The sequence below is a fragment of the Azotobacter salinestris genome (assembly GCF_009363155.1).
GTDB classification, from domain to species: Bacteria; Pseudomonadota; Gammaproteobacteria; order Pseudomonadales; family Pseudomonadaceae; genus Azotobacter; species Azotobacter salinestris.
The window spans coordinates 1,286,800-1,306,941 of record NZ_CP045302.1; the positions used below are offsets into that span (position 1 = coordinate 1,286,800).

General features: G+C 66.7%; 16 protein-coding genes, 2 tRNA genes and 1 pseudogene. 11 read left to right on the forward strand and 8 right to left on the reverse strand.

Going from position 1 to position 20,142, the window contains the following annotated elements; all coding sequences use genetic code 11:
• Positions 1-45 precede the first annotated feature (45 nt).
• The 3 genes from GCU53_RS06005 to GCU53_RS06015 form a co-directional block, all read right to left on the reverse strand.
• Positions 46-121 (reverse strand) — tRNA-Gly (locus GCU53_RS06005).
• A gap of 2 nt (positions 122-123) precedes the next feature.
• A tRNA-Glu gene (locus GCU53_RS06010) sits at positions 124-199 on the reverse strand.
• 150 nt (positions 200-349) lie between these two features.
• The gene (locus tag GCU53_RS06015; protein WP_152386804.1) at positions 350-1,231 is read right to left on the reverse strand and encodes an ATP-binding protein; all 882 of its coding nucleotides are present in this window, start codon (positions 1,229-1,231) and stop codon (positions 350-352) included.
• A gap of 103 nt (positions 1,232-1,334) precedes the next feature.
• Between GCU53_RS06015 and GCU53_RS06020 the strand changes: the two genes are divergently transcribed.
• Positions 1,335-3,653, forward strand: a complete 2,319-nt coding sequence (locus GCU53_RS06020; protein WP_152386805.1) for a hybrid sensor histidine kinase/response regulator — start codon at positions 1,335-1,337, stop codon at positions 3,651-3,653.
• Positions 3,654-3,742: 89 nt separating this feature from the next.
• On the opposite strand, the gene GCU53_RS06025 is transcribed toward GCU53_RS06020, so the two are convergent.
• A complete protein-coding gene (locus tag GCU53_RS06025) occupies positions 3,743-4,219 on the reverse strand; it encodes a glutathione peroxidase (RefSeq protein WP_152386806.1) in 477 nt (158 codons plus the stop codon).
• A gap of 70 nt (positions 4,220-4,289) precedes the next feature.
• Positions 4,290-4,691, reverse strand: coding sequence for a peptide-methionine (R)-S-oxide reductase MsrB (gene msrB / locus GCU53_RS06030; RefSeq protein ID WP_152386807.1), 402 nt, complete (start codon positions 4,689-4,691; stop codon positions 4,290-4,292).
• Between the two features lie 252 nt (positions 4,692-4,943).
• On the opposite strand from msrB, the gene GCU53_RS06035 reads away from it, so the two are divergent.
• The 4 genes from GCU53_RS06035 to GCU53_RS06050 all read left to right on the forward strand — a co-directional run bounded on the left by GCU53_RS06035 (position 4,944) and on the right by GCU53_RS06050 (position 8,320).
• On the forward strand, positions 4,944-6,155 hold the full coding sequence (locus tag GCU53_RS06035; RefSeq protein ID WP_152386808.1) for a pyridoxal phosphate-dependent aminotransferase: 1,212 nt from the start codon (positions 4,944-4,946) through the stop codon (positions 6,153-6,155).
• 9 nt (positions 6,156-6,164) lie between these two features.
• Positions 6,165-6,617: a hypothetical protein gene (locus GCU53_RS06040; protein WP_152386809.1), complete on the forward strand. Its 453-nt coding sequence runs from the start codon at positions 6,165-6,167 to the stop codon at positions 6,615-6,617.
• A gap of 86 nt (positions 6,618-6,703) precedes the next feature.
• Complete coding sequence (gene htpX / locus GCU53_RS06045; RefSeq protein WP_152386810.1) at positions 6,704-7,576, forward strand: protease HtpX; 873 nt, start codon at positions 6,704-6,706, stop codon at positions 7,574-7,576.
• A gap of 96 nt (positions 7,577-7,672) precedes the next feature.
• Complete coding sequence (locus GCU53_RS06050) at positions 7,673-8,320, forward strand: DUF2959 domain-containing protein (RefSeq protein WP_152386811.1); 648 nt, start codon at positions 7,673-7,675, stop codon at positions 8,318-8,320.
• Between the two features lies 1 nt (position 8,321).
• Here the strand turns inward: GCU53_RS06050 and GCU53_RS06055 are convergent, their stop codons facing one another.
• The 3 genes from GCU53_RS06055 to GCU53_RS06065 all read right to left on the reverse strand — a co-directional run bounded on the left by GCU53_RS06055 (position 8,322) and on the right by GCU53_RS06065 (position 11,986).
• Positions 8,322-8,978, reverse strand: a complete 657-nt coding sequence (locus GCU53_RS06055; protein WP_152386812.1) for a thiopurine S-methyltransferase — start codon at positions 8,976-8,978, stop codon at positions 8,322-8,324.
• Between the two features lie 118 nt (positions 8,979-9,096).
• Positions 9,097-10,785: a DEAD/DEAH box helicase gene (locus tag GCU53_RS06060; RefSeq protein ID WP_152386813.1), complete on the reverse strand. Its 1,689-nt coding sequence runs from the start codon at positions 10,783-10,785 to the stop codon at positions 9,097-9,099.
• 298 nt (positions 10,786-11,083) lie between these two features.
• Positions 11,084-11,986, reverse strand: coding sequence for a LysR family transcriptional regulator (locus tag GCU53_RS06065; RefSeq protein ID WP_152386814.1), 903 nt, complete (start codon positions 11,984-11,986; stop codon positions 11,084-11,086).
• Positions 11,987-12,129: 143 nt separating this feature from the next.
• Here GCU53_RS06065 and hppD point away from each other — a divergent pair, with 143 nt between their 5' ends.
• The 6 genes and pseudogenes from hppD to GCU53_RS26665 all read left to right on the forward strand — a co-directional run.
• Positions 12,130-13,167, forward strand: coding sequence for a 4-hydroxyphenylpyruvate dioxygenase (hppD, locus tag GCU53_RS06070; protein ID WP_152386815.1), 1,038 nt, complete (start codon positions 12,130-12,132; stop codon positions 13,165-13,167).
• A 182-nt stretch (positions 13,168-13,349) separates the two neighbouring features.
• Positions 13,350-14,684, forward strand: coding sequence for a fumarylacetoacetase (gene fahA, locus GCU53_RS06075; RefSeq protein WP_152386816.1), 1,335 nt, complete (start codon positions 13,350-13,352; stop codon positions 14,682-14,684).
• On the forward strand, positions 14,681-15,325 hold the full coding sequence (gene maiA, locus GCU53_RS06080; RefSeq protein WP_152386817.1) for a maleylacetoacetate isomerase: 645 nt from the start codon (positions 14,681-14,683) through the stop codon (positions 15,323-15,325). The genes fahA and maiA overlap by 4 nt, the downstream gene beginning before the upstream one ends.
• 61 nt (positions 15,326-15,386) lie before the next feature.
• A complete protein-coding gene (gene hmgA, locus GCU53_RS06085) occupies positions 15,387-16,688 on the forward strand; it encodes a homogentisate 1,2-dioxygenase (RefSeq protein ID WP_152386818.1) in 1,302 nt (433 codons plus the stop codon).
• A 48-nt stretch (positions 16,689-16,736) separates the two neighbouring features.
• Positions 16,737-17,774 carry an IS630 family transposase gene (locus tag GCU53_RS06090; protein ID WP_152386499.1) on the forward strand — a complete coding sequence of 346 codons (1,038 nt, stop codon included), beginning with the start codon at positions 16,737-16,739 and terminating at the stop codon, positions 17,772-17,774.
• Positions 17,775-18,063: 289 nt separating this feature from the next.
• Positions 18,064-20,118, forward strand: a pseudogene (locus tag GCU53_RS26665) (substrate-binding domain-containing protein); the annotation flags it as partial.
• Positions 20,119-20,142: the final 24 nt, after the last annotated feature.

A 20,142-nucleotide genomic window follows, 5' to 3' on the forward strand; every position in this document is an offset into this window, starting at 1 on the left:
TGAGGCGAAGTGTGACGACACGCATTACCGACGCCTTCGAGAACCTGGAGCGGGAAACGAGACTCGAACTCGCGACCCCGACCTTGGCAAGGTCGTGCTCTACCAACTGAGCTATTCCCGCATTGGCGTCCCCTAGGGGACTCGAACCCCTGTTACCGCCGTGAAAGGGCGGTGTCCTAGGCCACTAGACGAAGGGGACGCGGCCCGGAGCTTACAACAGACTTTCCGGCTTCCAGCGTTCGACTTTCACATCAGCGCCGGAAGTGGGGCGCATTCTAGGGAGCCTTTTGAAAGCCGTCAACACCTGAATAAAAATTCTTTAAATCAATGACTTCCCGGTGCCGGGCGTTTATCCGAGCAGCTGCAGGCCGACCCAGTGGCGAGCGAACTGATAGGCACAGCGGCCATTGCGATTGCCGCGTCCCTGGGCCCAGCGAATCGCCGTCTTTTCCAGGGTCTCGTCCCAGTCCCAAGGCAGTCCGCACTGCCCTGCCAGCACCGCGATCCAGTGGCGCACCACGGACAGATAATGATCCTGGGTGAAAGGATAGAAGGACAGCCACAGACCGAAGCGGTCGGACAGGGCGATCTTGTCCTCCACGGCTTCGTTCGGGTGCACTTCGCCGTCGACCAGTTGCCAGTTGTCGTTGTCGCCCTGCCGCTCCGGCATCAGATGGCGGCGGTTGGAAGTGGCGTAGAGCAGCACGTTGTCCGGCGCACGCTCCAGGGAGCCGTCCAGCACGCTCTTCAGCACCCGATAGTCGCCGTCGCCGGCCTCGAAGGACAGGTCGTCGCAGAACAGCACGAAACGCTGTGGCAGACCGGCCAGGCGCTCGACCACCCGCGGCAGGTCGACCAGATGATCGCGCTCGATCTCGATCAGGCGCAGGCCGGCTTCGGCATGCTCGGCCAGCAGGGCACGAACCAGGGAGGACTTGCCGGTACCACGGGCGCCCCACAGCAGGGCATGATTGGCGGGCAGACCGGCGACGAATTGGCGGGTATTGCGCGACAGCTGATCGCGCTGGCTGTCCACGCCGATCAGGTCGGCCAGATGCATATCCAGGCTCACCTGCAGTGGCAGCAGCGCCCCGTCGCGCCCGCTGCGCTGCCAGCGCGCCGCCAGGGTGCAGCTCCAGTCGAACGGGAGCTGTGCAGCCGGCAGCAGGGGCTCGAGACGCTCCAGCAGGACCTGCGCCTGGTCAAGAAACTCGTTCAATCGGACGTTCACAATCCTTCCTTAAATACGATGATCAGAATGCATGAAGGGTTCTGCCAGCCCGAGGCATGCTTGAGTTATCCTACGCGGCTAGCATCTGGACTCCTGCCACTGCATGAACATAGCGCCAACCAACCGCCTCTCCTACAAGCAGGCCTCCCTGGCGGTACTGGCAGCGTTCGTGCTCGGTACCCTGCTCAGTCTGGCGAAGATCAGCCTGGATTATGCCAGCCAGAGCGCGTCCATCGAGCGTGAAATCAACAGCCTGCAGCAGATCAGCCTCAACCCTGCGGCGCGCATCGCCTACAACATCGATGCCGAACTGGCCCAGGAGCTGCTGCTCGGCCTGCTGCGCTCTCCGGCGGTGATCGGCGCCGAGATCGTCGGCAGCGACCAGCGCCCCCTGGCGGCGGTCAGCCGCCCGGCGATGAACAGCGAATACCGGGTGTTCAGCGATATGCTGTTCAAGCCCCGGCGCTACTTCGAAGCGCCGCTGAGCATCGCCCACGCGCCCGACGAAGCCCTCGGCTTCCTGCGCCTGGAAATCGACACCTATGCCTTCGGCAGCGCCTTTCTCGAGCGCTCCGGACTCACCCTGCTGACCGGCTTCGCCAGCAGCCTGCTGCTCGCCCTGCTCCTGCTGGTGGTGTTCAACCGGATGCTGACCCGGCCGCTGGTCGGCATCATCCAGCAACTGAGCGAACACAACCCCAACGAGAACCGGCCGCTGCCCTGCCCGTCGCGCCATGAAAGCGACGAGATCGGCATTCTGGTCCAGGCGATCAACCAGCTGCTGCGCAAGACCAGCCAGGAGATCGAGCAGCGGCGCGAGGCCGAGAACCGGCTGACGGACTATCTCGGCGAACTGGAGAACATGGTTTCGGCACGCACCGCCGAACTGGAGGCGGCCAATGCCCGCCTGATGCAGAGCAACCGCGACCTGGAGGCGGCCCGGAGCACCGCCCTGGAGATGGCCCAGGCGCGCTCGGCCTTTCTCGCCAACATGAGCCACGAGATCCGCACGCCGCTGAACGGCCTGCTCGGCATGCTGTCCCTGTCCCTCGACGGCCCGCTCAGCAACGAGCAGCGCCAGCAGCTTTCCGTCGCCCACGCCTCGGGCAAGGTGCTGGTCCGCCTGCTCAACGACGTGCTCGACCTGTCCAAGTTCGAGTCCGGCCAGATGGAGCTGGAGCGGATTCCCTTCGATCTCGGTGCGCTGATCGAGGACGCCACCGCCCTGCTCTCGCAGAGCGCGGCACCCGGCGTCGAACTGACCTGCCTGATCGACCCCGCGCTGCCGGCCCAGGTGATCGGCGACCCGACGCGGGTCAGGCAGATCGCCAGCAACCTGATCTCCAACGCGCTCAAGTTCACCCGCTTCGGACGAGTCGACGTCTGCCTGCAGGCCGGCGGCGAGAGCATACGACTGGTCATCCGCGACACCGGCATCGGCATCTCCCGGGAGGCCCAGGCGCGCATCTTCCAGCCCTTCGCCCAGGCTACCGCCAACATCACCCGCCAATACGGCGGTACCGGCCTTGGCCTGGCCCTGACCCGCAAGCTCTGCGAGGCCATGCAGGGCCGGCTCGCCTTCACCTCCAAGGAGGGCCTGGGCAGCACCTTCACCGTCGAGCTGCCGCTGCCTTGCCACACGCCGGCCATGCCACGCGCCGCGCTGCATGGCCGGGTTATCGCCCTGACGCCCGGCAGCAGCGGACTGGCGGAACTGCTGAAGATGCACCTGCCGGGCTGGGGACTGGAGTATCGGCGCCTGGATATCGACAGCGGCCTGGCGGGCGTCGAGACCGACCTGCTGATCACCGACTGTCCGCAATGCCTGCTGGGCATGCGCCCGGTCGTCACTGCGCCATTTCTGGTGGTGGCCGCCTACGGCAGCTTCCTGCCCCGGGAGGAGACACATGCCCTGGCGCCCCTCCAGCAGTTGGCCCGCCCGCTCTCCCGCGCGGCCCTGTACCAGGCGGCGACGCGCGCCCTGCAGGCCGTCGAGGAGCCGCAGTCCACTGCCGTCGAGACCGTACAGGCGACGCCGCACCAGCGCCAGGTCCTGCTGGTCGAGGACAACCCGGTCAACCAGATGGTCGCCAAGGGCATGCTGGCCAAGCTGGGCTACGAGGTCGCCATCGCCCCCCATGGCGCCGAAGCGCTGTCCTATCTGGAGCATGGCCCGGTCGACCTGATCCTGATGGACTGCAACATGCCGGTGATGGACGGCTACGAAACCAGCCGGCGGATTCGCCAGGACGGCCGCTGGTCGGAGCTGCCGATCATCGCGCTGACCGCCAACGTCCTGCCGGAGGAGCGCGAGCGCTGCCGCACCGCCGGCATGAACGACTATCTGGCCAAGCCCCTGCGCCGCGAGGATCTGGCCAACATGCTGCACACCTGGCTGCCGGGCGGGACGAACGCTACATGAGCGGAGCCGACGACAGGCTCGATGACCCTGCGGCAAACGAGGAAACAGCACTGTGCGAAGCCAGTCTGATACTGGCCGTCGGCCAGGCCCTATTCAAGCAGGGCTTCGATTTCGCCGCAGAGCTTTCGCGGGTCGGTCGCGGGAGCGAAGCGCCTGACCAGCCGGCCCTCGCGGCCGATCAGGAACTTGGTGAAGTTCCACTTCACGCCCTGGCTGCCCAGCAGGCCTGGCGCACGCTTCTTCAGCTCCGCGAACAGGGGGTGCGCCCGGGGCCCATTGACCTCGACCTTCTGAAACAGCGGAAAACCGACGCCATAGTTAAACTGGCAGAACTCGGCGATTTCGAGTTCATTGCCTGGCTCCTGATGACCGAACTGATTGCAGGGGAAGCCGAGCACTACCAGCCCCCGCTCCCGATAACGCTGCCAGAGCATCTGCAGGCCTTCGTACTGGGGCGTGAAACCGCAGCGACTGGCCGTGTTCACCACCAGCCAGGCGCGACCGGGAAAATCGGCCAGCGTCCGCGGCTGATCATCGAGGGGTATGTCGAACAGCGGGTCGTGCATACGGAAGTCCTCCCGCAAGGTCCGGGCCGGGCCCAGGCATTGCCTGGTACCCGGCAGGAGTGAACCCTACTCAACCCTCGCCGCGCGGTTTCAGGCGCAGCGAGGCGGAGTTGATGCAATAGCGCAGCCCGGTCGGCGGCGGCCCGTCGGGAAACACATGGCCCAGATGGGCATCGCAGCGGGCGCAGAGCACCTCGATGCGGTGCATGCCATGGCTGTAGTCGTCGCGGCTGGACAGGGCGCTGGCGGCAACCGGCTGGAAATAGCTGGGCCAGCCGCAGCCGGCGTCGTACTTGGCGTCGGAATCGAACAGCGGCGCATCGCAGCAGACGCAGTGATAGACCCCCGGCACGCTGGTGGCGTAGTACTCGCCGCTGAAGGCCCGTTCCGTGCCGCCCAGGCGGCAGATGCGGAAACGTTCCTCGGACAGGAGCTCCCGCCAGGCATCAAGGGATTTTTCGAGCTTGTCCATGCGTGTTCCTCGTTCGATTGGAAAAAAGCCCGACCGATACCTTTCCACCGAATCGGGCCGCGACGTATGATTCACAACCAGTTTGTCATCCGCGTCATCCATAGCCAAGGCCGCAAGGCCCGAATCGGTCCGGCGGCGAGGGATGGCTGCGTTCGCTGACTCCGGCGCCCGCTCCCGGCCCCGGCCGGCACCACCGTCCTCCTTCCCTACCCGCTTCCGGCTCCTGCGCGCTTCTTCTTCGGGATCACACACATGCAGGTTAGTAAATCGAACAAGCTCGCCAACGTCTGTTACGACATTCGCGGGCCGGTGCTCAAGCACGCCAAGCGCCTGGAGGAGGAAGGCCACCGCATCCTCAAGCTGAACATCGGCAACCCGGCGCCGTTCGGTTTCGAGGCTCCCGAGGAAATCCTCCAGGACGTGATCCGCAACCTGCCCACCGCCCAGGGCTACAGCGACTCCAAGGGGCTGTTCAGCGCGCGCAAGGCGGTGATGCAGTACTACCAGCAGAAGAAGGTGGAGGGCGTCGGCATCGAGGACATCTACCTCGGCAACGGTGTCTCCGAACTGATCGTCATGGTCCTGCAGGCCCTGCTCAACAACGGCGACGAGGTGCTGATCCCGGCGCCCGACTACCCGCTGTGGACCGCGGCCACCAGCCTGGCCGGCGGCAAGGCGGTGCACTACCTGTGCGACGAGCAGTCGAACTGGTATCCGGACATCGCCGACATCAAGGCCAAGATCACCCGCAACACCAGGGCGCTGCTGCTGATCAACCCGAACAACCCCACCGGCGCGGTCTATCCGAAGGAAGTGCTCGAGCAGATCGTCGAGGTCGCCCGCCAGCACAACCTGGTGATCTTCTCCGACGAGATCTACGACAAGATCCTCTACGACGACGCCCAGCACATCTCCACCGCCTCGCTGGCGCCGGACGTGCTCTGCCTGACCTTCAACGGCCTGTCCAAGGCCTATCGGGTGGCCGGCTTCCGTTCCGGCTGGGTGGCCATCTCCGGGCCCAAGCACAAAGCGCAGAGCTACATCGAGGGCCTCGACATCCTCGCCAACATGCGTCTGTGCGCCAACGTGCCGGCCCAGCATGCGATCCAGACCGCCCTCGGCGGCTACCAGAGCATCAACGATCTGGTCCTGCCCGGAGGCCGCCTGCTGGAGCAGCGCAACCGCACCTGGGAACTGCTCAACGACATTCCCGGGGTCAGCTGCGTCAAGCCGATGGGTGCGCTCTACGCCTTTCCGAAGATCGATCCCAAGGTCTGCCCGATCCACAACGACGAGAAATTCGTCCTCGACCTGCTGCTGCAGGAAAAGCTGCTGATCGTCCAGGGCACCGCCTTCAACTGGCCGTGGCCGGACCACTTCCGCGTGGTCACCCTGCCACGGGTCGACGACCTCGAGCAGGCCATCGGCCGCATCGGCAACTTCCTCAGGACCTACCGTCAGTAAGAAGCCACGATGGACCTGCAGATCGACGACTTCCACAAGAACGCCGCAGCCGGCCTGCTGCGGCTGTACCAGGCCTTCCCGCGCAAGATCGCGCTCTATGTGGAGGACCTGATCGGCCGCGAGGAGCCGGATGAATTCGGCCTGCCGAGCACGCGCCACCAGAGCTGCCTGGGCGCCCTGCTCTGGCTGGCCGAGGAGGGCTATCTGCGCTTCGACTCGACCATCCGCCACGAGGCCCTGGATCAGGCCGTGCTCAGCGAGAAGGGCTTCCTGCGCCTGTCACGGCCGGTCGCCGGCACCGCACCGGCGAATCCTGCGCTGCCGGCCAGCGTGCAGCGGGTCCGGACCACCCTGGCCTGGCAGCTGCGCGAAGCCCTGGCAGCGGGCGACAGCGAGCGCCTCGTGCAGCTCGGCCGCCTGATCTTCGGTGTCACACCGGCCCGCTCAGGGGACATAGTTTGAAATAGTCACCGGGTTGAAGACCCAGGGGACGCGACCTTATATAGCCCGGCATGAAACCCATGCCTCTGTGAGGAGAACCTGATTCCATGATGCGCATCCTGCTGTTCCTGGCGACCAACCTGGCGGTGCTGATCATCGCCAGCATCACCCTGAAATTGCTCGGGGTCGACCGTTTCACCGGCCAGAACTACGGCAACCTGCTGATCTACTGCGCAGTGTTCGGCTTCGCCGGCTCGCTGGTGTCGCTGTTCATCTCCAAATGGATGGCGAAGATGAGCACCGGCACGGAAATCATCAGCCAGCCGCGTACTCGTCATGAGCAGTGGCTGTTGCAGACCGTCGAGCAGTTGTCCCGTGAGGCCGGCATCAAGATGCCGGAAGTCGGTATCTTCCCCGCCTACGAGGCCAACGCCTTCGCCACCGGCTGGAACCGCAACGACGCGCTGGTGGCGGTCAGCCAGGGCCTGCTGGAGCGCTTCTCGCCGGACGAGGTGCGTGCCGTACTCGCCCACGAGATCGGCCACGTGGCCAATGGCGACATGGTCACCCTGGCCCTGATCCAGGGGGTGGTGAACACCTTCGTGATGTTCTTCGCACGGATCTTCGGCAACTTCGTCGACAAGGTGGTGCTGAAGAACGAGGAAGGCCCGGGCATCGGCTACTTCGTCGCGACCATCGTCGCCGAACTGGTGCTCGGCATCCTCGCCAGCATCATCGTCATGTGGTTCTCCCGTCGCCGTGAATTCCGCGCCGACGAGGCCGGCGCCCGGCTGGCCAGCACCCGTTCGATGGTCGGCGCCCTGCAGCGCCTGCAGGCCGAGCAGGAAGTCCCGGTACACATGCCGGACAGCCTGACCGCCTTCGGCATCAACGGTGCGAAGAAGGCCAGCCTCACCGCGCTGTTCATGAGCCATCCGCCGCTGGAAGAGCGTATCCAGGCGCTGCTCCAGCGCGGCTGACGCATGCCGCCGGCCGCAACGGCCTGCTAAGATGGCGACAGGAAAAGGGGCGACCGCAGGTCGCCCCTTTCGTTTGTGCCGGAAACGGGAGACCCCATGCGCCGATTGATTCTCGCCTGCTGTACCCTGCTCGCCCTTGGCGGCTGCCAGAGCGCCTACTACTCAATGATGGAAAAGGCCGGCGTCCACAAGCGCGACATCCTCGCCGACCGGGTCGAGGCCGCACGCGACAGCCAGCAGGCAGCCAAGGAACAGTTCAAGGACGCCCTCGAACGCTACCGCAGCGTGGTGCAGGTCCAGGGCGGCGATCTGGAAGCCCGCTACACCGCCCTCGAGCGCGAGTACCGGGCCAGCGAGGCCAGCGCCAAGGCGGTACGCCAGCGCATCGCCGCCGTCGAGGACGTGGCCGGGGCGCTGTTCACGGAGTGGGAAAGCGAGCTCGACCAGTACAAGAACGCCACCCTGCGCCGGGCCAGCGCCAGGGAGCTGGAACGCACCCGCAAGGAGTACAAGGCCTTGCTGAGCCGCATGCAGGCCGCCGAGAAGCGCATCGAGCCGGTGCTCAGCGTGCTGCGCGACCAGGTGCTGTTCCTCAAGCACAACCTCAACGCCCGTGCCATCGGCGCCCTGCAGGGCGAGTACCGCAGCCTACAGGGCAACGTCGACCAGTTGCTGCGCGACATGCAGCGCTCCATCGACGAGGCCGACAGCTTCGTGCGCCGCCTGCAGGCACCGCTCGGCTGAACTATCGGCGCTCCAGCCGGTAGACGCGCTCCTCCAGCCGCTCCAGACCACGCTGGAGGAACTTCCAGTTTTCCCTGAGCACGTCGGGCGCCTCCAGCAAGTGCAGTTGCCAGTCCGCCGCCAGCAGGTGCTGCACCTCATGGTCGGGGACGGCGAAGGGCGGGCCGTCCATCCGTGCCTGGTCGTAGTCGAGGGTGACCAGCAGCCCCCGGCAGCCCGACGGCAGAATCGCCGACAGGTGGGCGACATAGCGCTCGCGCATCTCCGGCGGCAGGGCGATCAGCGCCGCGCGGTCGTAGAGTCCCCGGCAGCCGGCGACATCCGCAGCGCTCAGGGCGAAGAAATCGCCACAGCGGATCTCCACCAGGCCGGCCCGGTAAATCCTGAAGGCACCCTGCGAACTGACTTGCGGCGTCAGCTGGTGCTCGTCGAAGAAATCCCGTACTGCCTTTTCCGCCAGCTCGACGCCGAGCACCGCGAAGCCCTGCCCGGCCAGCCAGGCCAGATCGAGGCTCTTGCCGCACAGCGGCACCAGTACCCGGCTTCCGGGCGCCAGCCCCAGCGTCGGCCAGTGGCGGCTCAGGTAGGGGTTGACCTCCATCTGGTGGAAGCCGATCTCGTTGCGCGTCCAGCGCGCCTGCCAAAAGTCCTCGTGCACCTGTTTCTCCTGCAAAGTCGATGTTGCGCAGGAAACTCTACACGCGAAACGGCCGGCCAGGCTGCAGAAACAAAAAAGCCCTGCCTCGTCGGCAGGGCTTTTCGGGTGCATCGGGAACTCAGTCCTCGCGATAGCGGCGCAGCTTCAGCTGCTTGCCGGCGACACGGGTGTCGCGCAGCTTGCCAAGCAGGCGCTCGAGGCCATCTTCCGGCAGCTCGATCAGGCTGAAGCTGTCACGGACCTGGATGCGACCGATGGAGTCGCGAGCCAGGCCGCCTTCGTTGAGGATGGCACCCAGCAGGTTCTTCGCGGCGATCCCGTCGCGCGCGCCCAGCGCGGCACGGCAGCGGACCCGGCCTTCCGGCAGGGGCATCGGCGCGCGCCGCTCGCGGTGCACGCTGCTGCGCTCGCCACGCTCGGGAGCACGCTCGCTGCGCTCACGGCGCTCGCGCGGCACCGCCACGCCCGGCACCAGCGGCTGCTCGCGCTCGACCTCGGCTAGGGTCAGCCCCTGGCCGTTGGTGGCCTTGCGCAGCAGGGCCGACGCCAGGGCTCGCGGGCTGCAGTCAAGCTCGGTAGTCAGACGGTCGAGCAGCGCGCCGTGGCTCGCCTCGGCCTCGGCCAGCAGCGGCTGCAGGCTGGCGGTCAGCTTGCGGATGCGTGCATCCAGCACCTGCTGGGCGCTGGGCAGGTGCACCTCGGCGACCTTCTGCCCGGTGACCCGCTCGATTACCTGCAGCATGCGCCGCTCGCGCGGGGTCACCAGCAGCAGGGCACGGCCGTCGCGACCGGCGCGGCCGGTACGGCCGATGCGGTGCACGTAGGACTCCGGGTCATAGGGCATGTCGACGTTGAACACATGGGTGATGCGCGGCACGTCGATGCCGCGGGCGGCTACGTCGGTGGCGACGACGATGTCCAGGCGGCCGTCCTTGAGCGATTCGATGACTCGCTCGCGCTGGTTCTGGGCGATGTCGCCGTTCAGCGCGGCGGCCTTGTAGCCCTTGGCCTCGAGGGCGCTGGCCAGGTCCAGGGTCGCCTGCTTGGTGCGCACGAAGGCGATCAGCGCGTCGAACTCCTCGACCTCCAGCAGGCGCAGCACGGCGGCGGTCTTCTGGTCGGCGTGGACCATCAGGTGGGCCTGGTCGATGCGCGCCACGGTCTGGGTCTTGGCGGCGATCTTGACGTGCTGCGGCTCGTGCAGGTGTTTCTCGGCGATCTCGCGGATCGAATGCGGCAGGGTCGCGGAGAACAGCACGGTCTGGCGGCTTTCCGGCAGGGCGGCGAAGATCACCTCGAGATCGTCCATGAAGCCGAGCTTGAGCATCTCGTCGGCCTCGTCGAGGACCAAGTGCTTCACGGTGGAGAGCAACTGCTCGTCGCGGCGCAGGTGGTCGCACAGCCGGCCGGGGGTGGCCACCAGGATCTGCGCGCCCTGGCGCAGCGCCTTCAGCTGCGGGCCCATGGGCGCGCCGCCGTAGACGGCCACCACGCCGACGCCGGGCAACTGGCTGGCATAGCTCTCGAAGGCGGTGGCCACCTGCAGGGCCAGCTCGCGGGTCGGCGCGAGGATCAGCAGCTGCGGCTCGCGGCGCGCCGGGTCGATGCGCGACAGCATCGGCAAGGCGAAGGCGGCGGTCTTGCCGGTGCCGGTCTGGGCCTGGCCGATCATGTCGTGGCCGGCGAGGATCACCGGGATCGCCTGGGCCTGGATGGGGGATGGCTCTTCGTAGCCCACCGCGGTGATGGCGGCGAGTACAGCGGGATGAATGCCGAGTGCGGCGAAGCCGCCGGTCTCTTGGGTCATGGGATCTGCCTCATGTGCATCCGCAAACCCAAGGCCCAAGGCTGCGCGCATGCCATGCAAAGACCCGAAGGTCACCCTGGCAGCCCGGTCGGCAGGAATTTGCGAGAACGCGTGATGGATGGGATGAATCGTCAAGGATAGTCCGCAGGGCTGGCCTGCAGCCGAAGACGGAACTTCGGGGAAGGTGCTACCTGAACGCGGCCGCTTGGGCCAGTGCCTACTATACAGGAAAAAGCCGACCGGTGTGCGCTCTTTGCCGGACAGGTCACACCACCATTGGTCGGAGTGAGGGGTGGCCTCAGCCGAGCCTGCCGTCCGCCTCTCCCTGCTGCACGGCGGCCCGCAACAGCTCCGCCAGACGCCGTCCGGCCCGCCCCAGCGGCTTGTCCAGCCGCTGCACCAGCATCGGCGTGAAACGATAGCGCGAACCGCCCCGGTAGCGCACCTCCACCAGCTCGCCGCGCGCCAGCTCGTCGGCCACCAGGTACAGCGGCATCCAGCCGAAACCCAGGCCCATGTGCAGCGCCTGCTTCTTGGAGGAAAAGCCCGAGAGGTAATACACCCGGTCACCGCCGAACATGTGGCGGTCGTCGCCGCGGTCGCTGGAGTCCTGCACCGTGAGCTCCACATGCTCGTGCAGCAGGGCCAGATCCACCTCGCCGGCAGTGGCCAGCGGGTGGTCGGACGACGCGCACAGCACGCACTCGATCTCCGGCAGCGGCTCGGCATGCAGCAGGCGGTCGGGCTCGTAGTCCTTGACGATCATCAGGTCGGCCTGCTCCTTCTCGAAGCGGTACTGCACGCCGAACATGAATTCGATCTTCACCTGCACGCGGGTCGGCACATGCTCGTCGGCCAGGGTCTTGAGCGCCGAGAGCACCGCATCGAGCGACAGGATGCCGTCGGCCACCAGGAGCAGGCGCGGCTCCCAGCCGTCGGTGAACTGACGGGCCAGCGCCTCGAAGTGGTCGGCGTGCCCGAGCAGACGGCGGCCCTCGGCCAGCAGCGCCTCGCCGGCCGGGGTGAGTTGCACCCGATAGCCCTCGCGATCGAGCAGCGTGAGGCCGAGTTGCTCCTCCAGCTTGCGCACCTGATAGCTGACTGCCGATTGCACCTTGTGCAAGTGCTGGGCGGCGCGGCCGAAACCGCCGTGGCGCACCACCGCATCGAGCGCGGCCAAAGATTCGAGATCGATGGGCACAGGACAACTCTCCCAGCCAACAACATCTATAAATTAGATGAAGATGGACATATATTTCCGCTTTTTTCGATCCACATCAATACCTAAAGTCTGCCCATGCGCCACTCCCCGCTGGCCATCCCCTCAATTCAAGGAGATGCGACATGAGCGACAAGAACAATCCCATCGGCCTGCGCGGCATCGAATTCACCGAGTTCACCGGCGAGACGCTCGAACAGCTCGACACCCTGTTCTGGGCATTCGGCTTTTCGAAGAAGTACCGCCATCCGCGGCTCGACATCAGCGTCTACAACCAGAACGGCATCAACTTCCTGCTGAACGGCGAGCGCAACGGCTTCTCCGGCCGCTTCGCCAAACTGCACGGCCCGTCGATCAGCTCCATGGGCTGGCGCGTGGACGACGCCGCATTCGCCAGGCGGGAAGCCGTTCGTCGCGGGGCACGCGCGGCCGATCCCAAGGACTGCGACCTGCCCTACCCGGCCATCTACGGCATCGGCGACAGCCTGATCTACTTCATCGACCGCTTCGGCGCCAAGGGCTCGATCTACGAGACCGACTTCGTTTCGCTCGACCAGCCCAGGCTCCAGCCGGACAAGGGCTTTCTGGAAATCGACCACCTGACCAACAACGTCCCGGCCGGGCAGATGCAGAAGTGGGCCGACTTCTACAAGACCATCTTCGGCTTCACCGAAGTGCGCTACTTCGACATCAAGGGCGTGAAGACCGGCCTGACCAGCTACGCGCTGCGCTCGCCGGATGGCAGCTTCTGCATCCCGATCAACCAGCCGAAGGACGACAAGGACCAGATCGCCGAGTACCTGAACGAGTACAACGGTCCGGGCGTGCAGCACCTGGCCTTCAGCACCGACGACATCCTCGCCTCGCTGGACGCCATGAAAGGCGGCCCGATCGAGATGCTCGACATCGACGCCAGCTACTACGACGACGTGTTCCAGCGCCTGCCGAACGTGCGCGAGGACAAGGCGCGCATCCGCGCCCACCAGGTGCTGGTCGACGGCGACGAGGACGGCTACCTGCTGCAGATCTTCACCAGGAACATCATCGGCCCGATCTTCGTCGAGATCATCCAGCGCGAGAACAACCTGAGCTTCGGCGAGGGCAACTTCGGCGCCCTGTTCCGCTCCATCGAGAAGGACCAGGAACGCCGCGGCGTGCTCTGAGGGAGACCGGCCACGGGCCGGCGGCAAGGTGCCCACCACACGACTTGCCGCCGACCGGAGAGGCGGCAGGCGTTGCGCGACTGGAATCCTCCGCCACGCTAAGGTTTAAGACGGCATACCTTTCGACAGCCCCGCCCAGGCACGACGCCTGCGCCGGAATCCAGGAACGACAGGAAGACCAGATGAACACCGCTCCGCTGCTCGATGCCAGCCACGATCCGGCCCTGCAGAGCTGGGTCGCCTCGGCCAATGACCCCGCCACCGATTTTCCCATCCAGAACCTGCCCTACGCCCGCTTCCGCCGCGCCGGAAGCGACGAGCCCTGGCGGATCGGCGTGGCCATCGGCGACCGGATCCTCGATCTGGCCCGCGCGGCCACGGCCGCTGGCTGGAGTGGCGAGGTGCAGGCAGCGCTCGCGCCCCTCGCCGCCGGCGATCTCAACGCCCTCATGGCCCGGGGGACCGAGGTGCGCCGCCGGGTGCGCGCCGAATTGTCGGCGGCGCTGAGCGCCGGCAGCCCGCGCCAGGCCGACCTCGCCGGCGCCCTGCTGCCCCAGGCCGCAGCCGAATACGACCTGCCCTGCCGGATCGGCGACTACACCGACTTCTACACCGGCATCCACCATGCGACCACGGTCGGCAGCCTGTTCCGCCCGGACAACCCGCTGCTGCCCAACTACAAATGGATCCCCATCGGCTACCACGGCCGCAGCTCGTCGATCGGCGTCTCCGGCCAGACCTTCCACCGCCCGCACGGCCAGGTGAAGGCGCCCGACGCCGAGCGCCCCGAGTTCGTGCCCTGCCGCCGCCTCGACTACGAGCTGGAGCTGGGCCTGCTGGTCGGCCGTGCCAACGCCCTCGGTGAGCCGGTGCCGATGGCCGAAGCCGAGGAGCACCTGTTCGGTGCCGTACTGCTCAACGACTGGTCGGCACGCGACGTCCAGGCCTGGGAATACCAGCCGCTCGGCCCCTTCCTGGCCAAGAACTTCGCCACCACGATTTCTCCCTGGGTGGTGACGATGGAGGCCCTGGCCCCGTTCCGCGCGCCCTTCGTGCGCCCGGCTGGCGATCCGCCGCCGCTGCCCTACCTCGATAGCGCCTTCAACCGCGACTTCGGCGCCCTCGACCTGCGCTTCGAGGTGCTGCTGCAGACCGCGGCCATGCGCGCACGCGACGAGGCCCCGCACAAGCTCATGGAGAGCAACTTCCGCGACGCCTACTGGACCATGGCGCAGATGCTCGCCCACCACACCGTGGGCGGCTGCAACCTGCAACCGGGCGACCTGCTCGGCAGCGGCACCCAATCGGGACCTGCGCCCGGCGAAGGCGGCTCGCTGCTGGAACTGACCCAGGGCGGCAAGCAGCCGATCACCCTGCCCGGCGGCGAGACCCGCGCCTTCCTGGCGGACGGCGACACGGTGATCCTGCGCGGCCACTGCGAACGCGAGGGGGCCCGGCGCATCGGCTTCGGCGACTGCGCCGGCAGCGTGCTGCCGGCCCGCGAGGTGCACCCATGATCCGCCTCTACAGCGCCGCCCGCTCCTCGGCCTCGTTCCGCGTGCGCATCGCGCTCAACCTCAAGGGGCTGGAGTACGACTACGTGGCGGTCGCCCTGCGCGGCGGAGAGCAGCTGGGCGCGGCCTTCCGCGCCGTCAACCCGGCTGCCCTGGTGCCGGTGCTGGAGATCGACGGCCAGCGCCTGGTGCAGTCGCTGGCCATCCTCGAATACCTGGAGGAAACCCGCCCCGAGCCGCCCCTGCTGCCCCGCGAGCCGGCGGCGCGGGCACGGGTGCGGGCCGCCGCCCTGGCCATCGCCTGCGACATCCACCCGCTCAACAACCTGCGCGTGCTCGGCTACCTCGGCCGCGAACTGGGCGCCGAAGAGGCCGCACGCAACGCCTGGTATCGCCACTGGGTGGCGGACGGCCTCGCCCAGCTCGAGGCGCAGGTCCGCTCAGGCGGCGCCCATGGCCGCTTCATCGAGGGCGACCGGCCGAGCCTGGCCGATCTCTGCCTGGTGCCGCAGATCTTCAACGCCCGGCGCTTCGACGCCCGGCTCGATCATGTGCCGCTGCTGATGCGCATCTTCGACGAATGCATGGCCCTGCCCGCCTTCGCCGATGCCCAGTGGGCGCGGCAGCCGGATTTCGGCCAATGACAGGTCCAAGACTCCGGGCCTCCTCATGACCACGGCTCGATACAGGAACAACGAGGTCGCCATGTACACACCAGCACCATCGGACCTGAGCTACCAGACGGGCTTCGGCAACACCTTCAGCAGCGAGGCCCTCCCGGGTGCTCTGCCCATCGGGCAGAACTCGCCGCAGCGCCTCCCCTACGGTCTGTATGCCGAGCAGCTCTCCGGTACCGCCTTCACCGTGCCGCGCAGCGAGGCGCGGCACACCTGGCTGTACCGCATCCGTCCCTCGGCCAGCCACCCGGAATTCAAGCGCCTGGGCTTGCAGATCAGCGGCATCGAGCAGGGGCCGGTCACCCCCAACCGACTGCGCTGGGTGCCCTTCGAGGTGCCGGCGGAGCACACCGACTTTCTCGACGGCCTGATCTGCCTGGCGGCGACCGCCCCGGTGGAGCAGGCCTGCGGCGTGAGCGTTTACGTCTACCGGGCCAACGCCTCGATGGAGTCGGTGTTCTTCGACAGCGACGGCGAGTTGCTGCTCGTGCCCGAATCCGGGCGCCTGGGCATCGACACGGAGCTGGGACGGCTGGAGATCGGCCCGCTGCAGATCGCCGTGGTGCCGCGCGGGGTGCGCTTTCGCGTCGAGCTGCTGGACGCCACGGCGCGCGGCTACCTGTGCGAGAACCACGGTTGCCCGCTGCGCCTGCCCGAGCTGGGGCCGATCGGCAGCAACGGCCTGGCCAACCCCCGCGACTTCCTCGCTCCGGTCGCCCGCTACGAGGACCGCGGCGGGCCGGTGCAACTGGTGCAGAAGTTCCTCGGCGAGCTGTGGGCCTGCGAGCTGGACCACTCGCCGCTGGACGTGGTCGCCTGGCACGGCAACCACGTGCCCTACAGCTACGACCTGCGCCGCTTCAACACCCTCGGCACGGTCAGCTTCGACCACCCGGACCCGTCGATCTTCACCGTGCTGACCTCGCCCGGCAGCGTACCCGGCCAGGCCAACATCGACTTCGTGATCTTCCCGCCGCGCTGGATGGTGGCCGAGCACACCTTCCGCCCGCCGTGGTTCCACCGCAACCTGATGAACGAGTTCATGGGCCTGATCCAAGGCGTCTACGACGCCAAGGCCGGCGGCTTCCTGCCCGGCGGCGCCTCGCTGCACAACCGCATGAGCGCCCACGGCCCCGACGCGTCGACTACCCGCCAGGCCATCGCCGCCGACCTGCAGCCGCAGAAGATCGAGAACACCATGGCCTTCATGTTCGAGACCGGCCAGGTCCTGCGCCCGAGCCGCCTTGCCCTCGACTGCCCACAGCGGCAGACCGACTACGACGGCTGCTGGTCGGGGCTGGCCAGAACCTTCGATCCGAGCCGAAAGTAAGTCTCGCTCAATCCGGCAATAAAATAGGGCATAATCAGCATTTTCCCGATGACCCGTGACGCCCGAAGCCTCAGCCCCCTGGAACAGCGCGAAAAACGCGCCATCGCCCTTCGCATGCGCGAGCAGGGGTATACCTACCGAGCCATCGGCGAAGCCGTTGGCGTTCATCTGCGCACCGTGGCGCACTGGGTTGAGGTGGCGCAGCGCCAGGGCAAGGCGGCTGCCATCGAGGGTGGCCAGCGCGGGTCACTGCCAGGAGAGCGCCGCAGCCTCAGCCCGGAGCAGGAGGCGCTGATTCGCACGTTGCTGCTCGATACCATGCCAGACCAGCTGAAGCTCGCTTTCGCGCTCTGGACTCGGGAGGCGGTACAGGCCCTGATCGCCCTGCACTGTGGTTTTCAGATGCCGATCCGGACGGTCGGCGAATACCTCAAGCGTTGGGGCTATACCCCGCAGCGGCCGTTGAAGCGCGCCTATCAGCAGCAGCCCGAGGCGATACAGCGCTGGTTGAAGACCGAGTACCCGAAGATCGAACAGCGTGCCAAGGCCGAGAGCGGCGAGATTCACTGGGGCGATGAAACCGGCTTGCGCAGCGATAGCCACGCGGGGCGCAGCTACGCCCCGACAGGGCGAACGCCGGTACGCGAGGTCAGTGGAAGCCGCTTTGCCACGAACATGATTTCGACGGTGACCAACCGGGGCAAGCTGCGCTTCATGCTGTACCGGGAAACCATGACGGCGACTGTGTTGATCCGCTTCCTGGGGCGGCTGATCCGGGACACCCAAGGGCGCAAGGTGTTCCTGATCCTGGACAACCTGCGCGTGCATCACTGCAAGACAGTGAAAGCCTGGCTGGGCGAGCGACGAGAGCGGATCGAGGTGTTCTTTCTGCCTGCGTACGCCCCGGAGCTCAACCCGGACGAGTACCTCAATGGCGACCTCAAGCAGCAGGTGCGCAGCGGGCCGAGCGCGAGAAGCCGGGAGGCTCTGGAAGGACGTGTTCGTTCGGTCATGCGCCGCCTGCAATCAAAGCCCGAGCGAATTCGCTCGTACTTCAGGCACCCCAAAATTGCCTATGCGGCATGATTTGAGGTATTGGATTGCCGGATTAATAACCCGCATACCAGCCAGTCCTGCTCCGATCGCTGGCCGGGCATAATGGGGATTTGCGCATATCCTTCCCAGAGCCCCGCAGGAACCTGCCGTGAAACCTCTGAGCCTCGCCCGGTTTCTTTCCACTGTCGTTCTGTTCTGTGGAGTGTTCGGCTCCCTTCCCGGCGCTACCGAGCCCTTGCAGTTCGCATTGCTCGCCAAGCGGGTCGACGACCCTTTTTTCATCGGAGTCGCCGAAGGTTGTGCCTAGGCGGCCCAGGCCCAGGGCGATACCTGCCTGTTGCTCGGCCCTTCGGGATCACCCCATTTCCGTCAACAGGATGAAGCCCTTGAGCAGGCTCTCGAGCAAGGCTTCGATGGCATCGCCCTGTCGGTCACCCATTCGAAGTGGCTGGCCGATCACGCCCTGAAGCGGCTGGGCAAGACCCCGCTGATCACCTTCGACTCGGACCTGGAACCCGGCGAACGGCGCCTGCGCGGCTATGTCGGGCGCGATAACCTGGCCTTCGGCCGTCACCTGGCCCGGCTCGCCCAGCGCTTCAGGCCGCACGGCAGCAAGCTGTGCCTCCTGGGCGCCAGCCCGCAGAACACCAATCTCCAGGAGCGCCTCCAAGGCGTCCGCCAGCAGCTCGGCGGTGTCGAGCCCTCCGATGACGGAAAAGCCGAACGGCTGAACGGCGCGAATGGCTGGAGCGAGTTGAAACGCTGTCCGCTGTACGGCACCGGAGATCAACAGAGTGCATTGCGCCAGCTCACCACCCTGCTGAATGCCAACCAGGCCGACACCATCATCAGCCTCGGCGGCTGGCCGGTACACGAGGCCACCGAGCTCCGCCGGCAGCTCGGCCCACTGCTCGCCGAGCTCGATGCCAAGGGCGTGCCCCCGGTCATCGTCATTCCCACTCCCCGACTCGACGGCGCGCAGCGTGCATTGCTCGAGGAAGGCCTGATACAGGCTTACCTGAGCGTCGAAAGCCAGGAGATCGGCCGCCGGAGCTACTGGATGATGAAGCGCTTGGTGCAAGGCCTGCCCGTCCCCGAGCAAATTCTCCTCGACAGCCACGCCCATTTGCCCGAAGCGCTGCCGCACAGCGGCTCGGAACTTGAGCAGCGCCCCCTGGATAGCCTCCGGGCGAAACGGTTTCGGCCGGAACCCTGCAAGGCGCTCCCGTACCGAACCGTGTGGTCCCGGGGCTTTCCCAGGCCCAGGTCTCAACCCCGGCCAGCGGTCTGGCCAGAGGACCATTTGCGCGTATCATGTCCGCCACCCTGCCGGGCACTGCAAGGATTCGTCGTGAAACGTCCACTCTTCGCACGCCTCCTCTCCACCACCGTCCTGCTCTGCGGACTGCCGCTCGCCCAGCTTGCCGGCGGCTCCGACCCCCTGCGCTTCGCGCTCGTCGCCAAACAGGCCGATCAGCGCTTCTTCGTCGAGGCCGGCGAGGGCTGCGCCGAGGCCGCCCGGGCCCAGGGCGATACCTGTCTGTTGCTGGGGCCTTCGGGATCGTCCCATTTCCGCCTGCAGAACCAGGCCCTGGAACAGGCGATCGACAGAGGGCTGGACGGCATCGCCCTGTCGGTGACCCATTCGAAATGGCTGGCCGAGCATGCCCTGAAAGGGTTGGGCAAGACGCCGCTGATCACCTTCGACTCGGACCTGGGGCCCGCCGAGCGGTACCTGCGCCGCGGCTATGTCGGACTCGACAACCTGGCCTTCGGTCGGCACCTGGGCTGGCTCGCCCAGCGCTTCAGGCCGCACGGCGGCAGGCTGTGCATCCTGAGTGCCAGCCCGCAAGACACCAACCTCCAAGAGCGCCTTAAAGGCGTCCGCCAACAGCTCCGTGGCGTCCTGACCGCTCATTACGAGGCGGCCGACCGGCTGGCCGGCGAAAGTGGCTGGCGCGAGTCGAGACGCTGCCCCCTGTTCAACGCCAAGGACCAGCAGAGCGTGCTGCTCCAGCTCACCACCTTGCTGAACTCCGGCCAGGTCGACACCATCATCAGCCTCGGCAGCTGGCCGACCCAGCAGGCCGACGAATTCCGCCGGCAGCTCGGCCCGCTGCTCGCCGAACTCGATGCCAGGGGCGCCCGCCCGGTCATCGTCATCGGTACCCCTACCCCCAACAGCGCACAACTCTCCCTGCTCGAAGAGGGCCTGGTCCAGGCCTATCTGGGTGTCGAGAGCCGGGAAATCGGCCGTCAGAGCTATTCGATGATGAAGCGTCTGGCGCAGGGCATCGACGTCCCCGAAGAGGTTCTCGTCGACAGCCGTGTCTATCTGCCCGAGGCACCGTCGCATGGCACTGCCGAACCTTGAGCGCACCGAAAACAGGATTCCAGG